Here is a 14,838-nt window from a genome sequence, read left to right as displayed (position 1 = left end):
TACCATGCGTTACGCTCATCCCGGTACCGAAGGCGCTATCGTCAACTTCAAGGAACGCTACGGTAACTATATTGGCGGCGAATTCGTCGCGCCGGTCAAAGGTCAGTACTTCACCAACACATCGCCCGTCAACGGCAAGCCCATTGCCGAATTCCCGCGTTCTACTGCCGAAGACATCGAAAAGGCACTCGACGCTGCGCACGCTGCCGCCGACGCTTGGGGCTCGACCTCAGTACAGGCCCGTTCGCTGGTCCTGCTGAAAATCGCCGACCGCATCGAAGCCAATCTGGAAGTTCTGGCCATCACCGAGACCTGGGACAACGGCAAGGCGATTCGCGAAACCCTCAACGCCGATATTCCGCTGGCCGCTGACCACTTCCGCTACTTCGCTGGCGTGCTGCGCGCTCAGGAAGGCAGCGCTGCCGAAATAGACGGCAACACCGTGGCGTACCACATTCACGAGCCGCTGGGCGTGGTCGGGCAGATCATCCCGTGGAACTTCCCGATCCTGATGGCCGCCTGGAAACTCGCCCCGGCGCTGGCTGCCGGTAACTGCATAGTGCTCAAGCCTGCCGAACAGACCCCGCTGGGGATCAGCGTGCTTATCGAACTCATCGGCGACCTGCTGCCTCCTGGCGTGCTGAACATCGTGCAGGGCTATGGCCGCGAGGCAGGTGAGGCGTTGGCCAGCAGCAAGCGTATCGCCAAAATCGCCTTCACCGGCTCGACACCCGTCGGCTCGCATATCATGAAACTAGCCGCGGACAACATCATCCCGTCTACCGTCGAGCTGGGCGGCAAGTCACCGAACATCTTTTTTGAAGACATCATGAGCGCCGAACCGGAGTTCATCGACAAAGCCGCCGAAGGTCTGGTGCTGGCGTTCTTCAATCAGGGCGAAGTCTGCACCTGCCCTTCCCGCGCACTGGTGCAGGAATCGATTTACCCGCAGTTCATGGAAGCAGTGCTGCGCAAGGTCGAGAAGATCAAGCGTGGCGACCCGCTCGACACCGACACGATGGTCGGTGCCCAGGCGTCCGAGCAACAATTCGACAAGATTCTTTCGTACCTCGACATCGCCAAGGGCGAAGGCGCCGAGTTGCTGACCGGTGGCAAGGTCGAGAAGCTGGAGGGCGATCTGTCGACGGGTTACTACATCCAGCCGACATTGCTTAAAGGCAATAACAAGATGCGCGTCTTCCAGGAGGAAATCTTCGGCCCGGTAGTCAGCGTCACGACCTTCAAGGACGAAGCAGAAGCTGTGGCGATCGCCAACGACACCGAGTTTGGTCTGGGCGCCGGCCTGTGGACCCGTGACATCAACCGCGCTTACCGTGTGGGCCGAGCGATCAAGGCAGGACGCGTCTGGACCAACTGCTACCACCTGTACCCGGCGCACGCCGCATTCGGTGGTTACAAGAAATCCGGCGTCGGCCGCGAAACCCACAAAGTCGCGCTTGAGCATTACCAGCAGACCAAAAACCTGTTGGTGAGCTACGACACCCATCCGCTGGGTTTTTTCTAAGCCCGCTGATAGCTTGATGATCGATAGTCATTTCGAGATCGATGATCGTTACCACGCTCCGGCGTGGTAACGCTGTTTCTGAAGCTCTACGCCATTAAAAACACGCGCACCAACGCTGTGCATCATACGACCGCTCATCGCTCCTGGATGATGCAACCCGCCCCTAGACCCTCCGCTTACGCCTACAAAATCGCACTTGCGGCCCGAATGGAGTATTAATTGCTTACATCGCTTCCCACAGTCGTATGAACCGGGACGTCACCGGTTTGGCCGAAAGACTACGTTCGACGCGAGCAGCGCGACGTCATGGAGAATCTGTATGGCGAGCTTTTCCCATTCTGTCGGTGCGCAGACGTACCGCTTCGACAGCCTCAAAGAAGTCATGGCCAAGGCCAGCCCGGCGCGTTCCGGTGATTACCTCGCGGAAGTCGCGGCGCAAAATGACGGCGAACGGGTAGCCGCACAGATGGCGCTGGCGAATATTCCGCTCACTCATTTTCTCCAGGAAGCCCTGATCCCTTACGAACAGGACGAAGTCACCCGCCTGATCATCGACACTCACGACAAAGCGGCCTTCGCGCCGGTCAGCCACCTGACCGTCGGCGGCTTTCGTGACTGGCTGCTCAGCGACCTGGCTGACGAAACCAGCTTGCGTGCGCTGGCACCGGGCCTGACACCGGAGATGGCCGCCGCAGTATCGAAGATCATGCGTGTGCAGGATCTGGTGCTGGTGGCGCAGAAAATCCGTGTCGTCACCCGTTTTCGCAACACCATGGGCCTGCGCGGTCGATTGTCGACCCGCCTGCAGCCCAATCACCCCACCGATGACCCGTCCGGCATTGCCGCCAGCGTGCTGGACGGCCTGCTGTACGGCAACGGCGACGCCATGATCGGCATCAATCCGGCCACTGATAGCACTTCATCCATTGTCGCGTTGCTGGAAATGCTCGACGCCATCGTCCAGCGCTATGAAATCCCGACCCAGTCCTGCGTACTGACCCACGTCACCACGTCCATTGAGGTGATCAACCGGGGCGTGCCGGTAGACCTGGTTTTTCAGTCGATCACCGGCACAGAGGCCGCCAATGCCAGTTTCGGCATCAGCCTCAAGTTGCTGCAGGAAGGCTATGAAGCGGGACTGAGCCTGAACCGTGGCACCCTCGGCAATAACCTGATGTATTTCGAGACTGGGCAAGGCAGCGCGCTGTCAGCCAACGCCCACCACGGCGTCGATCAGCAGACCTGTGAGACCCGCGCCTACGCCGTCGCACGGCATTTCAACCCGTTTCTGGTCAATACCGTAGTCGGTTTCATCGGCCCGGAGTACCTGTACAACGGCAAACAGATCATCCGTGCAGGTCTGGAGGATCACTTCTGCGGCAAGTTGCTGGGGGTGCCGATGGGCTGCGACATCTGCTACACCAACCACGCCGAGGCCGACCAGGACGACATGGACACCCTGCTGACGCTGCTGGGGGTGGCCGGGATCAACTTCATCATGGGTATTCCCGGCTCCGATGACATCATGCTCAATTACCAGACCACCTCGTTCCACGATGCGCTGTACGCCCGACAAAGCCTGGGCCTGCGTCCCGCACCGGAATACGAAGCGTGGCTGGAAAAAATGGGCATTTTCACTCAGGCCGACGGCCGCGTGCGCTTCGGTGACAGCCTTCCGCTCGCCTTTCGCCAGGCACTGGCGCACATCGCATGAGTGACAAGCCGATGAACGAGATCCAAGACAGCACCCAGCCAGCCAACCCCTGGCTGGAACTGCGCCGCCTGACCTCGGCACGCATTGCACTGGGCCGCACCGGTACCAGCTTGCCTACCGCCGCGCAGCTCGACTTTCAAGCCGCACATGCCCAAGCGCGCGACGCCGTGCATCTCGCGTTCGATCACGCGGCGATCAGCGCTCAACTGACTGAAAAAGGCCGCGAAACCTTGCTGCTGCACAGCGCTGCTGCCGACCGGCACTGCTACCTGCAACGCCCGGACCTGGGCCGTCGCCTGAACGACGAGTCTGCGCAGACACTGCGCGACTACGCTGCAGCTCACCCAGGCGGTCTTGATCTTGCCGTGGTGGTGGCCGACGGCCTGTCGGCCCTCGCCGTGCATCGGCATGCCGTGCCCTTTCTCACACGGCTCGAAGAACAAGCCAGTTCCGACGGCTGGACGCTGTCGCCTGTGATCATGGTCGAACAGGGCCGCGTGGCCGTCGCGGACGAAATCGGTGAGCTGCTCGGCGCGAAGATGGTGGTCATCCTGATCGGCGAACGCCCCGGCCTGAGTTCCCCTGACAGCCTGGGGCTGTATTTCACCTACGCCCCCAAGGCAGGCCTGAATGACGCGCATCGCAATTGCATTTCCAACGTGCGTCTGGAAGGGCTGAGTTACGCGATGGCCGCGCACCGCCTGCTGTACCTGATGCGCGAAGCCTGCCGACGGAAGATTTCCGGCGTCAGCCTGAAGGATGAAGCCGAGTTGAAGACCCTGGAGTCCGATGGATCTGCCGACAATTCAGGCAAGCAGATCGGCAATTTCCTGCTCGATGGTCCGACTGACCCGCATTAGCTTGCCTGCGACGCGATGAGTCGGCTATCTACCTGGCGCTGGCCAATAAAGATGAAGTAAGACTTCCGGGCTTTTGCCAGCCCTGTCCGAGCGACTTATCGCTTTTGTTGAAACGCGAACGGATTCTCACCGACGTCTGCCTAGCCAAGGTCGACCGTCGCCAGTTGGTCGCCGATGATCACGCAAACCTGCCCGCGCATTATTACGGAACCCCTTCTGCGCATTCTGCTTCTATAATGCCGCGCAGCCGCTTCTTCCGCATGCGACCCCGGACAGGGTGATCGCCTCAGGTGCTTCAATGGAATTCAACCCGCTCGACCTTATTCTGCATCTCGACGTCTACCTTGATCTGCTGGTGACCAACTATGGCCCCTGGGTCTACGCGATTCTGTTTCTGGTGATTTTCTGCGAGACAGGGCTGGTGGTCATGCCCTTCCTGCCGGGCGATTCATTGCTGTTCATTGCCGGTGCCGTAGCTGCTGGCGGCGGCATGGACCCGGTATTGCTGGCCGGGCTGCTGATGCTCGCGGCTATTCTGGGCGATAGCACCACCTACGTCATCGGCCGCACCGTTGGCGAAAAACTGTTCAGCAACTCCAGATCGCGCATCTTCCGCCGCGACTACCTGCTGCGCACCCAGGATTTCTACGCACGCCACGGCGGCAAGACCGTGACGCTGGCGCGCTTTCTGCCGATCATCCGCACGTTCGCGCCATTCGTGGCGGGTGTCGGCAGAATGTCCTATCCGCGTTTTGTGGGCTTCAGCGTGCTGGGCTCGGTACTGTGGGTCGGCAGCCTGGTCACGCTGGGTTTCTTCTTCGGCAACGTGCCGTTCATCAAACACAACCTGACCCTGCTGGTGCTGGCGATCATTGTGCTTTCGCTGGTGCCGATGATCATCGGTGTGGTGCGCAGCCGCAGCGCGCCCCCGGTCGACGCTCGCTGACCCATGTGGTCACTCAGCAACTGGCGCAGGCGACGCACCATTGCCAGGCACCCGGTTGCTGCCGAGCTGTGGCAAAAAGTGCGCGAGCGTTTGCCCATTCTCGACGGTTTAAGCGCTGATCAAGACGTACACCTTCGCGATGCCTGCGTGCTGTTTCTGAATGACAAATACCTCAGCGCGCTGCCGGGCGTAGAGCTCGATGACGAGCAAAGGCTGTTCCTGGCAGCTCAGGCGCAACTGCCATTGCTGAGCCTTGGTGACCTCAACTGGTATCAGGGCTTTCACGAGATCGTGCTGTACCCCGACGACTTCGTCAGCCCGCAACGCCATCGCGACGTCAGCGGCGTAGAGCACGAGTGGGACGGCGAACACAGTGGCGAGGCGTGGCTGCAAGGGCCGGTCATTCTGGCCTGGCCAGGCGTGCAGAGCAGCGGCGACTGGGACGGCTACAACCTGGTCATTCACGAGCTGGCGCACAAACTAGACATGCTCAACGGCGACGCCAACGGCCTGCCGCCGCTGCACAGTGACATGCAGGTGACCGAATGGGCCAGTGTCATGCAGAGCGCGTTCGATGACCTCAACCAGCAACTGGATCAGGACCCGGATACAGAAACCGCCATTGACCCTTATGCTGCTCAAGACCCCGCCGAGTTCTTTGCGGTGACCAGCGAGTACTTCTTCAGCGCTCCCGACCTGTTGCACGAGCAGTACCCGGCGGTCTACGCACAACTCAAGGCGTTCTACCGCCAGAACCCTCTGGTACGCCTGAACACAGCTCGCCAACACGCCTCGGTTTGTCAGGACAACTGACCGCTGCCAAGGCCATGCGTGGCAACCAAAACAGAATATGCCTATAATCCGGACCACTTTATGGCGGTTCGCGCCACAATCTGTCTGGTCAACCAGGGGACAATGCCCAATGAGCTACAGCAAGATTCCGGCAGGCAAAGACCTGCCGAACGACATCTACGTCGCGATCGAAATCCCGGCCAACCACGCGCCGATCAAATACGAAATCGACAAAGACTCCGATTGCCTGTTCGTTGACCGGTTCATGGCAACCCCGATGTTCTACCCGGCCAACTACGGTTTCATTCCCAACACCCTGGCTGACGACGGCGACCCGCTGGACGTCCTGGTAGTAACCCCTTACCCGGTTACCCCTGGTTCGGTCATCCGCGCACGCCCGGTCGGTATCCTGCACATGACTGACGACGGCGGCGGCGATGCCAAAGTCATCGCAGTACCACACGACAAGCTGTCTCAGCTGTACGTCGACGTGAAAGAGTACACCGACCTGCCACCGCTGTTGCTTGAGCAGATCAAACACTTCTTCGAGAACTACAAGGATCTCGAAAAAGGCAAATGGGTGAAAATCGAAGGTTGGGGCAACGCTGACGCTGCCCGCGCCGAGATCACCAAATCGGTTGCAGCTTTCAAAGGCTGATCATCGATCAAGCGTTTCCGGGCACTGCACACAGTGTCCGGAAACACGCTTCACCTTCCCGCCTGATCCCCGCCGTATCCACCAACCTCCCCTGAGAACTTCCCCCTCAAGCTTTTTTGCAAATAGCACGTTTAAAAATGCGTTGTTCTTTTAGCCATTCCATAAACAGTCCGTTAATGCCCGTATAGCCGGGGTAAACGCCAGATACGCCGTTTAGTCGAAAAAACGCTATTACGGAATCTGCCTACACAACATTGATTCCATCCGTAGTCCAGATAGCCGCCAGCCCCTTGGGATAACGTCGACCTCAACACCTCGTTCATTTAAACGCCCAAGCGACGCCCGTAAACTTCGCCCCATGAATACATCAGGCGATCGACTCCGCATCCTCCTTCGGGAGTGCCACCTCACAGCGACTGATTTTGCCGCCAACCGCAAAATCACGCCGCAGCACGTCAATAACTGGTTCAAACGCGGCGTACCCATGGCGCGCATTGACGAGGTGGCTGAATTATTAACCGTCAATGCACGCTGGCTGCGTACCGGTGATGGCCCGAAACACCCCAATGAACCCGCCCATGAACACACCGCTGGCGATACCCGAATGGTTATCCAGCAAACGAGAAACGTCCTGCGCGGTGACGTGGAAATCCAGATTTACATGGAGGTCGAATCTACCCACGGCGTCGGCAAAACCGTCCTGTCCGAAGCCCCCGGCCAGAAGATACGCCTGCCCCTGCAAGTTCTGCAGACCATGGGCATCGACCCGAAAAGCTGCATGTGCGTCGCCATGGTCGGCAACAGCATGGCCGACAAGATCCAGGACGGCTCGATCCTCGGCGTCGACCGCGAACTGACCCAGGTCATCGACGGCGAAATCTACGCCCTCGAGCACGGCGGCATCCTGCGCGTCCGCTACCTCTACCGCTTGCCCAACGGCGGCCTGCGCCTGCGCAGCCACAACGACGCCGAATACCCTGACGAAGTGTTCAGCGCCGAGGACATAGACCGGGAAAAAATCCGCATCTTGGGCTGGATATTCTGGTGGTCGACCCTGAATAGCCGCCGCAATGCGATGCTGCTGTTGTGAGAGGACTTTGGAGCGGCAAGGTATTGAGGCTGGGCATGAGGGGTGAGTTTTAGTATCCTGTGCGCCATCCAGAGTACCCGGCGCTGTTCAGCGGTGTGGTGCTTGAACGAGGCATGTGATCCGTTTGCCCTGTTGTCTATTCGCGCTTCTTCAGGAGCGCACCTGTTGAAGGCGATTGCGGTTTATCAAAAATAGATCGGAATCACCTACGAGAAGCCGGCCACAAGCCGGCTTTTTAATGCCTGTCACAAATAAATCAAACTGGACGCGATGCAAACGTACTGATTCCGCCACGGCAGATGCGCCGCCGGCACACGCATTTACGTGGCTTAGCGCCGTCTAAACCCGATACGACGCTGCATGCACCAGTTTCCGGTATTTCCGCCAACACGACCGCACGGCTCGGGCAAGCGGTGGCGAGGTGCTGAAGAGTACGATGGTGACGAACGAGATCCACCAGCCGGGGCGCAAGCAGCTCAGTGCATATTGATTGAGCCAGATGCGCGCTAACCTCAGTCTGTAAGCACCCGGCCCCAGACGTTTAAGTTGGTCTATGTCATCTGATGTATAGAGTGTGTTCAGCATGTATTCGTTTGCGGTAAAGCGCTCCGGGAAATCGACCCCCGCTTCGTAATGGTTCAACACACTGAAATTACACCTCAGGATGTTATCCCACAGTTTCAGATTGCCGAGGCCTATCTGACAGGGCTTTGCGAGTCGCGCATCGATACCTCGCTTGCGCATGACGCTCAGCATGAGTGCCTGTTCGCTCACCATACGCGCGGACGTATACCCGATGAAGTTTCCGAACGGGTTACGGGACGGTTTTTTGTTGAAAAGATCTGTTCTTTCGTACAGCGGGTGCTCCCACATGAAGAGCATGGCGTCGCGGGTGCCGAACTGAACCAGGTCCGAAATATGGAACAGCATTGGAAAGCGTTCGGGGTTGCGGATATAAAGCGTCGTTGTGGTGATGGGCGTGTCGAAAAGAGGCGGATTGTCAGACCCGGTATCCTCCGCGCTGCCTATAACGGCAAGTGCTGCGCTGGTCAGGTTGTGATCTGCGCGCATTTTCATGACATAACGTCTTGTGGCCGCCTGAATGCCGTACAGCGTCGACTGCAACATGCGGTTGGTGTTGATCTGATTACCGGCATCATCAATGAAAGCTCCCGGATCATCCGAGACTATTATCCGCTCAGCTTCAACGGCTGAAACATCTTCATTGCGCCAAGTAGACACGATGATTTCGGCGTGAGGCAGGTGCGTTCTGATCGAGCGGATGCACGCGAAAATACTTCGATCAGGTCCCACATTGAGACAGAGAGGCCCCTGAATCACGACGCTGATCTGCCTGGAGTCGACAGGTACAAGATGGTGCATATTTCAACCTTGCAATCGGAAAACGACAACTGTGAACCGGCGATGAATATTGATCAGAAGGCACACTGAAAGACGCGTTGAGGGCTCTTGAGTAGCTCCGGCTTGCGGGCCGGATGCTTGTGGAACGAGATGATGCTCGACCAAAAGGGTTAGCAGCAGCTGCGCAGGAAGGTTGCCGGGGTGCAGCCAAGACGGCAGTGATACTGAAGCAAGGCGGTTTTCATGGGTCAGACAACGTACTTGTCATCAAGCGCACCTGGCACCTTCACAACCACTGTTGTCGTATCGGAAAGCGCTTCAAACGCAGTGACGTCGCCTGGTTCAAGAACAATGATGTCACCCGCCTGCCAGACCTGATCACGCATGCGAACTGTCCCGGAGAGCACCAAAGTAATCTCCGTTGCGACCTTGTGATAATGGGCTGCTTCGTTATCGCCAGCCTGGTAGCTTTTGACCCCGACTTCACAGGCGTTGGTGCTGAACGCTGCGGGCTGGAACCCCCCCACGAACCAGCCTTTGATCATGTCTTCCAGCTTCGCTGTTTTCATCGTGCGTCCCCTGCTTCGAACGCATGCAGCTGGCGCTGGGTTTTCAGGGGGCGATACTGGTTGGGCTCAACACGAAAAGCACCGATTATCTTCTGCAAAAGCACCAGTTCGTTAAGTACCGGGGCAATGTAGAAGTTGCCGTTGACCCGAGCGTCCTTGCGGATCATTTCCTTGGCCGCCGTGACAAACAGCGAGCCGGACCTGAACCAGTACATGCCGGCGATGGCATTAGGGCTGATCGGGTTTTTCTCGGCAGCTTCGATAACCCGGTTGTCACCATCCAGACGCGCGAACGAATAACGAGGGTGCAGGGAGTTGAAGATGACGATGCCGGCATCATCACCTCGTTCACGAAACCAGCGCACGACCGCTTGCAGGTCTGTATCCAGAAAATCACTCACGCTAAGAATCAGCAGTTCGTCATCGTTGTCGATTTGCTCACTCGCCAGAAGAGCGGTACAGGCTGCACCTTGGGTGAGGTTGTGAACCGGCAGGACACTGGCAGACGTGTGCATTTGCTGAATCATGTTACGCAGGTGCAGCCTGACGACATCGTCGTTTGAAAACGTGCAGATCAGTCTCGCGGGTGCCAGCGCTGCGCAGTTGTCGATCAGCGAGTGGATCAAGGGTTTGCCATTGCACTCACGAAGGTATTCTGGGTACTCACCGTCATCGCGTCGGGCATACCCCGTTTTGCCCGAGAGAAGAATGATGTTGAGCGTACTCACAGGCTGGCTACCTCGCCGACATTTATTGTTTCCAGCGTGCCAAGGATGTTGCCGAGGTTCACGTCACAGGTTTCCGCCACGACCAGAACATGCGCGCCGGAAGCCCGGGCAGCCTTGATGCCGTTCTCGTTGTCTTCAATGATCAGACATTCCTCTGGCTGCAAACCCAACTGCCGAATGGCTTTGACGTAGATGTCCGGCGCTGGCTTGGCGTGCTTCACATCCTCATTGGAAAGTTGCAGGTCCAGGTAGCGGCTGAGGTCCGCCCTGTCCATCATCACATCGACGGTGTTGCGAATGGAATTTGACGCCACGGCCAGCTTGTAGCCCCGTGTTTTCAGGGATGACAGCGCATACTGATGAACGAAGGTAGGCTTGCACCGGGCATAGACGATTTCAAGGGTGTATTGCTGTTTCATCTCGTTGATAAACCCGTGCAGGGCCACTGGCAGGTCACGCTCGACGCTCAACATATCGAGTTTTCTGGAGGTGGGCAGACCGTCATAAGCCGTCAGGTGTTCGTGGCGGCTGATGTTGTAGCCGAACAGGCCGAGTGCTTTGTTCAGTGCATCGTAATGCCATTCCTTGGCCTCGATCAGGACACCGTCCATATCGAATATCACCGCCTTGATCATGACTGCCTCACTTGAAAAAACTGGCCGCATCTGTGGGAGTGTCGGTACAGAGCGTAAGACGCGTCTGCGACCTGAAGTCGAGCAATCGCTTCCATAACGGGTCACAGTCGCGTCCGTGCAGTTCCGGCGATACCACACACACGTGCTTACCCAAGGCCAGAAGATCGGCAATGACCTGATTGGAGAACCATTCGCTTTCAAACCCGTCCAGCCAGACACCAGAGACCTTGTCGATCCAGACCGGCGAAGGCTCGACTTCGCTGAGACGCGTGTAGGTAACCATCCCTTCCTGCAGATAAGTACGCATGTCGGGAATGGCCATGTCGAAGGCAAACCATCGGGTATGCCCATGACGTGCAAAGGTATTCTTGATGGCCTGCGCCATGCCGTCGGCCTTGATATTGATAGCCAGCGGCAGGTCGCGACCGGCCATGATGTCAAGCAAGCCATCAAGCGTCAGCTCGCCGCCCACCGGCATGTCATGGGAAATGACCAGTTGACCGGCGACGTCACGAACATCGGTTTCAGTGCCGAAGCCAAGATCGAAGGAGCGGTGAAATGCCTGCGACAAATTACGCTCGGGCTTGTGCAGCCAGTAGCCGCGATGACTGATGATCTGCATGTCAGCCTCCACTGCCTGAAGCTGCAAGCTGGCTGAGCGGTAACGACAGAAACAGGTTCAGATCTGCAGGAATGCCCATGCCATGCATGCCGTGTCCTTCTGAGCCGATGCTGTAATGGATGACCCTGGCGCCTTGAGCGATGATCTCGTTGTAGGCCGGTGCGATGTAAAACTCACCATTTACGCGAAGGTCTTTCATGACCATCGCCTCGATGGCGGATATCAGCTGGGCTCCGTTGTGAAAGTTGTAGATGCCGACAGTGGCCTCATCGGAAATGACTTGCTTCTCGACCACACGATTGACCAGACCTTCTGCGTCGATGCCGACAAATGACCACTTCGGGTCATTGGCTTTCATGGTCATGATCAGGCCCGCTGCATCAGTCTCGTCCATTGCCTGCAGATAGGCATTGATGTCCACGTCGACGTACTGATCGCTATTGGCAATCATGACGCGCTGGTCAGGGTTGATCAGGTGCCTTGCAGCATAGACGGAACATGCTGCGCCCCCGGTTACGCCATCCAATTCGACGATATCGCAACCGGGTGCCCAGGCACTCAACTTCTCTTTCAGCCCATACCTCGCAACATGTTCCGACTGGCAGATGAAGATGAATTTATGTGGACAGTCCGGCATCAGGTTGTCGATCACGACCTTGATCATCGGTACGCCATGCACAGGGATCAGCGGCTTTGGTTCCGGGTAGCCGGCGACGGCAAAGCGGCTCCCGGCCCCGGCCATCGGAACGATTATTTGCAACATGGAAATACCTTATGAATAGTCGTTCAGATACGCAGGGAGGCAACTTTCAACTGCATGGGCAACGGCATTAATAACAGCCCTGCCCAATCATCCGGCCACGCTCGAGGGTCATATATCGCTGGCAAAATTCTCTGCCCTCGTCTACCGCGTGAGTAACAAGAATCAAGGCCATGCCGTCCTCCTGCATGCTCCGGATTCGCTCGTGGCACTTGCGCTTGAACGTTTCGTCGCCGACTGCAAGCACCTCGTCAGCCAGCAACGTCTGTGGCTCGACGTGGACCGCTACCGAGAACCCCAGTCGCATGTACATGCCCGACGAGTAGTTTTTTACCGGTGTATCGATGAAATCTCCCAGGCCGGAAAAATCAACGATTTCATTGAAGCGACTACGTATTTCCTTATTGCTCAATCCGAACAGGCTGGCATTCAGGTAAATATTTTCCTCGCCAGTCAGCTCAGGGTGAAAGCCCACTCCAATCTCTATCAACGGCGCTACACGGCCCACAGTGGTCAGGCGTCCGCTGGTAGGCAACAGGATGCGTGACACCAGTTGCAACAGCGTGCTTTTACCAGACCCGTTATGCCCTACAAGCGCCAGCGACTCCCCTTTGCACAAAGTAAACGACACGTCATCGACGGCGGTGAAGTCTTCGACACGCTCGCGGTGCCGGGCATCAAACAGCCCCAGAAACTTCTTCTTCAGACCGCCCCTGTTGTGGCGAAGAACAAACTGCTTGGAGAGATGTTCCGCCTTGATGACGACGTTGCTCATAGGTACTCCACCATACGATCCACTTTTCGGAACAGGCATAGCCCTGCCCCAAGTGATGCAGCACCCAGCAGCACACAAAGCACCAGATCGCGAGTGTCCGGGACAACTCCGGCATGCAGAATACTGCTGAAGCTGTTGAAGTACAGGGCGAACGGGTTATAGGCCGCAATACGTGCAATACCTTCAGGTAATGAAGAGGTGACCCACACAATTGGCGTCAACCAGAACAGGAGGGGTAAAAACACGTCGATGAAGTGCCTGGCGTCCCTGACAGTTATTTGAATAATGCTCAGCGCCAGACCGATGCCCATGACCAGAGAAATGAACGAAAGCAGCACGACCGGATAGAACAGCAACGCCTGTGTAGGCACACCGCCAAGGGCAATAAACAATGACGCATAGATGATCAGGCACCCACTCCAGAACACCAGGATCGTGATCGCCCCGGAGACAGGCAGCAACAGGCGCGGAAAGCGTAACTTCCGAATGAGATTGCCATTATTGATAAGCCATTCGCCGCCCTGCGAAACGATTTGCGCCAGCAGCATCCAGTGAACGACGCCTGTCACCAGATGAAGCGCAAAACGATCCTGGCTGCTTGGCAGGATATAAGTGAATACGGTGTAGTACGTGAGGGTGACGACCAGCGGGTTACCCAACGACCATACAAACCCTAACGTCGCGCCCATGTAGCGGATCTTGATTTCTTTGGAGACAAGATTGATGACGAGATCACGCCATTTGATGATGCCTGCGCTACGAAGTGACGACATACGAGTGCCTAGCTGTTGAGAGAGAACCTTGCAACTTTGTGCTGCAGGCACATGTTCCTCTCTTTCGATGAACGCCAGCTATAGGACGCCGCCTTGATTATCGTAGGAACATTCCACAAACTCCCGAATCAATAAAAGGCATCCGCCAGCGATCATCATCGAACAAGCGAGGCTTTCCATGACCAGTACTTCTTACACGCCGCCCAAGGTATGGCGACCAGATACGTCGTCGGGGGGCGCGTTTGCCAGCATCAATCGGCCCGTCGCAGGTCCTACCCACGACAAGGAACTGCCCGTCGGCAAGCACCCGCTGCAGCTGTACTCGCTGGCAACGCCCAATGGCGTGAAGGTCACGATCATGCTGGAGGAGTTGCTGGCGTTGGGGCACAGCGGCGCGGAGTACGATGCCTGGCTGATCCGCATCTCCGAGGGAGATCAGTTTTCCAGTGGGTTTGTAGGGATCAACCCCAACTCCAAGATCCCGGCATTAGTGGACCGAAGCCATGAAACGCCTGTGCGGGTATTCGAGTCCGGCTCGATCCTGCTGTATCTGGCAGAGAAGTTTTCCAGCTTCCTGCCTGCAGACCATGCAGGGCGCACTGAAACGCTGAACTGGCTGTTCTGGCAAATGGGCGCGGCACCCTACCTGGGCGGCGGGTTCGGGCATTTTTACGCGTATGCCCCCGAGAAGCTCGAGTACCCCATCAACCGTTTTGCGATGGAGGCCAAGCGGCAACTCGATGTACTGGACCGTCGCCTTGCGGAGCATCGCTATCTGGCTGGCGACACCTACACCATTGCCGACATCGCGGTATGGCCCTGGTATGGCGCGCTGGTGCGGAACAAAGTCTATTCGGCTGCCGAGTTCCTGTCGGTACACGAATACCCGAACCTGATCCGCTGGACAGAAGAGATCGCAGCACGCCCGGCAGTGGTGAAAGGGCAAAAGGTCAATCGCACATGGGGAGAGGAATCGGATCAGGTTCCAGAGCGGCATGACGCATCCGACCTGGAAAAATAAAGAGCAAG

At 57.4% G+C, this 14,838-nt stretch carries 16 protein-coding genes and 1 pseudogene; 9 read left to right on the top strand and 8 right to left on the bottom strand.

Annotation, left to right across the window (positions count from 1 at the left end; all coding sequences use genetic code 11):
- Positions 1-4 precede the first annotated feature (4 nt).
- The 8 genes and pseudogenes from exaC to I9H09_RS03830 all read left to right on the top strand — a co-directional run bounded on the left by exaC (position 5) and on the right by I9H09_RS03830 (position 7,585).
- A complete protein-coding gene (exaC, locus tag I9H09_RS03865; RefSeq protein ID WP_005887259.1) occupies positions 5-1,525 on the top strand; it encodes an acetaldehyde dehydrogenase ExaC in 1,521 nt (506 codons plus the stop codon).
- 319 nt (positions 1,526-1,844) lie between these two features.
- Positions 1,845-3,239 carry an ethanolamine ammonia-lyase subunit EutB gene (locus I9H09_RS03860; protein ID WP_005887257.1) on the top strand — a complete coding sequence of 465 codons (1,395 nt, stop codon included), beginning with the start codon at positions 1,845-1,847 and terminating at the stop codon, positions 3,237-3,239.
- Positions 3,236-4,099 carry an ethanolamine ammonia-lyase subunit EutC gene (gene eutC / locus I9H09_RS03855; protein ID WP_005887255.1) on the top strand — a complete coding sequence of 288 codons (864 nt, stop codon included), beginning with the start codon at positions 3,236-3,238 and terminating at the stop codon, positions 4,097-4,099. Before I9H09_RS03860 ends, eutC begins: the two co-directional genes overlap by 4 nt.
- Positions 4,100-4,104: 5 nt before the next feature.
- Positions 4,105-4,275: pseudogene (locus tag I9H09_RS03850) on the top strand (GNAT family N-acetyltransferase); the annotation flags it as partial.
- Positions 4,276-4,397: 122 nt separating this feature from the next.
- Complete coding sequence (locus tag I9H09_RS03845) at positions 4,398-5,045, top strand: DedA family protein (RefSeq protein WP_122346558.1); 648 nt, start codon at positions 4,398-4,400, stop codon at positions 5,043-5,045.
- A 3-nt stretch (positions 5,046-5,048) separates the two neighbouring features.
- On the top strand, positions 5,049-5,858 hold the full coding sequence (locus I9H09_RS03840; protein WP_122346559.1) for a M90 family metallopeptidase: 810 nt from the start codon (positions 5,049-5,051) through the stop codon (positions 5,856-5,858).
- 109 nt (positions 5,859-5,967) lie between these two features.
- Positions 5,968-6,495: an inorganic diphosphatase gene (gene ppa, locus I9H09_RS03835; protein ID WP_003366402.1), complete on the top strand. Its 528-nt coding sequence runs from the start codon at positions 5,968-5,970 to the stop codon at positions 6,493-6,495.
- Between the two features lie 358 nt (positions 6,496-6,853).
- A complete protein-coding gene (locus I9H09_RS03830; protein WP_005887249.1) occupies positions 6,854-7,585 on the top strand; it encodes a LexA family transcriptional regulator in 732 nt (243 codons plus the stop codon).
- A gap of 339 nt (positions 7,586-7,924) precedes the next feature.
- On the opposite strand, the gene I9H09_RS03825 is transcribed toward I9H09_RS03830, so the two are convergent.
- The 8 genes from I9H09_RS03825 to I9H09_RS03790 all read right to left on the bottom strand — a co-directional run bounded on the left by I9H09_RS03825 (position 7,925) and on the right by I9H09_RS03790 (position 13,809).
- Positions 7,925-8,968 (bottom strand): WavE lipopolysaccharide synthesis family protein, encoded by a 1,044-nt coding sequence (locus I9H09_RS03825; RefSeq protein WP_122346560.1) that lies wholly within the window; start codon positions 8,966-8,968, stop codon positions 7,925-7,927.
- 227 nt (positions 8,969-9,195) lie between these two features.
- A complete protein-coding gene (locus tag I9H09_RS03820) occupies positions 9,196-9,516 on the bottom strand; it encodes a cupin domain-containing protein (protein WP_024668984.1) in 321 nt (106 codons plus the stop codon).
- Positions 9,513-10,244, bottom strand: coding sequence for a glycosyltransferase family 2 protein (locus I9H09_RS03815; RefSeq protein WP_122312268.1), 732 nt, complete (start codon positions 10,242-10,244; stop codon positions 9,513-9,515). The genes I9H09_RS03820 and I9H09_RS03815 overlap by 4 nt, the downstream gene beginning before the upstream one ends.
- Complete coding sequence (locus tag I9H09_RS03810) at positions 10,241-10,879, bottom strand: HAD family hydrolase (RefSeq protein ID WP_005887241.1); 639 nt, start codon at positions 10,877-10,879, stop codon at positions 10,241-10,243. Before I9H09_RS03810 ends, I9H09_RS03815 begins: the two co-directional genes overlap by 4 nt.
- Before the next feature lie 7 nt (positions 10,880-10,886).
- A complete protein-coding gene (locus tag I9H09_RS03805) occupies positions 10,887-11,501 on the bottom strand; it encodes a PI-PLC domain-containing protein (protein WP_054997928.1) in 615 nt (204 codons plus the stop codon).
- A 1-nt stretch (position 11,502) separates the two neighbouring features.
- A complete protein-coding gene (locus I9H09_RS03800; protein WP_054997927.1) occupies positions 11,503-12,264 on the bottom strand; it encodes a glycosyltransferase family 2 protein in 762 nt (253 codons plus the stop codon).
- Positions 12,265-12,331: 67 nt separating this feature from the next.
- Positions 12,332-13,036: an ABC transporter ATP-binding protein gene (locus tag I9H09_RS03795; RefSeq protein WP_005887234.1), complete on the bottom strand. Its 705-nt coding sequence runs from the start codon at positions 13,034-13,036 to the stop codon at positions 12,332-12,334.
- The gene (locus I9H09_RS03790) at positions 13,033-13,809 is read right to left on the bottom strand and encodes an ABC transporter permease (RefSeq protein ID WP_005887232.1); all 777 of its coding nucleotides are present in this window, start codon (positions 13,807-13,809) and stop codon (positions 13,033-13,035) included. The genes I9H09_RS03795 and I9H09_RS03790 overlap by 4 nt, the downstream gene beginning before the upstream one ends.
- 178 nt (positions 13,810-13,987) lie before the next feature.
- Here I9H09_RS03790 and yghU point away from each other — a divergent pair, with 178 nt between their 5' ends.
- Complete coding sequence (gene yghU, locus I9H09_RS03785) at positions 13,988-14,830, top strand: glutathione-dependent disulfide-bond oxidoreductase (protein ID WP_053480407.1); 843 nt, start codon at positions 13,988-13,990, stop codon at positions 14,828-14,830.
- Positions 14,831-14,838 lie beyond the last annotated feature (8 nt).

Source organism: Pseudomonas tremae (assembly GCF_023278125.1).
In the GTDB taxonomy this organism is placed as follows: domain Bacteria; phylum Pseudomonadota; class Gammaproteobacteria; order Pseudomonadales; family Pseudomonadaceae; genus Aquipseudomonas; species Aquipseudomonas tremae.
The sequence above is the reverse complement of the archived record's forward strand: the minus strand, read 5'-3'. Positions and strand labels throughout refer to the sequence as shown.

Coding starts and splice junctions, on each gene's coding strand:
- exaC (WP_005887259.1), top strand. CDS start 5: ATGCGTTACGCTCATCCCGGTACCGAAGGCGCTATCGTCAACTTCAAG.
- I9H09_RS03860 (WP_005887257.1), top strand. CDS start 1,845: ATGGCGAGCTTTTCCCATTCTGTCGGTGCGCAGACGTACCGCTTCGAC.
- eutC (WP_005887255.1), top strand. CDS start 3,236: ATGAGTGACAAGCCGATGAACGAGATCCAAGACAGCACCCAGCCAGCC.
- I9H09_RS03845 (WP_122346558.1), top strand. CDS start 4,398: ATGGAATTCAACCCGCTCGACCTTATTCTGCATCTCGACGTCTACCTT.
- I9H09_RS03840 (WP_122346559.1), top strand. CDS start 5,049: ATGTGGTCACTCAGCAACTGGCGCAGGCGACGCACCATTGCCAGGCAC.
- ppa (WP_003366402.1), top strand. CDS start 5,968: ATGAGCTACAGCAAGATTCCGGCAGGCAAAGACCTGCCGAACGACATC.
- I9H09_RS03830 (WP_005887249.1), top strand. CDS start 6,854: ATGAATACATCAGGCGATCGACTCCGCATCCTCCTTCGGGAGTGCCAC.
- I9H09_RS03825 (WP_122346560.1), bottom strand. CDS start 8,968: ATGCACCATCTTGTACCTGTCGACTCCAGGCAGATCAGCGTCGTGATT.
- I9H09_RS03820 (WP_024668984.1), bottom strand. CDS start 9,516: ATGAAAACAGCGAAGCTGGAAGACATGATCAAAGGCTGGTTCGTGGGG.
- I9H09_RS03810 (WP_005887241.1), bottom strand. CDS start 10,879: ATGATCAAGGCGGTGATATTCGATATGGACGGTGTCCTGATCGAGGCC.
- I9H09_RS03805 (WP_054997928.1), bottom strand. CDS start 11,501: ATGCAGATCATCAGTCATCGCGGCTACTGGCTGCACAAGCCCGAGCGT.
- I9H09_RS03800 (WP_054997927.1), bottom strand. CDS start 12,264: ATGTTGCAAATAATCGTTCCGATGGCCGGGGCCGGGAGCCGCTTTGCC.
- I9H09_RS03795 (WP_005887234.1), bottom strand. CDS start 13,036: ATGAGCAACGTCGTCATCAAGGCGGAACATCTCTCCAAGCAGTTTGTT.
- I9H09_RS03790 (WP_005887232.1), bottom strand. CDS start 13,809: ATGTCGTCACTTCGTAGCGCAGGCATCATCAAATGGCGTGATCTCGTC.
- yghU (WP_053480407.1), top strand. CDS start 13,988: ATGACCAGTACTTCTTACACGCCGCCCAAGGTATGGCGACCAGATACG.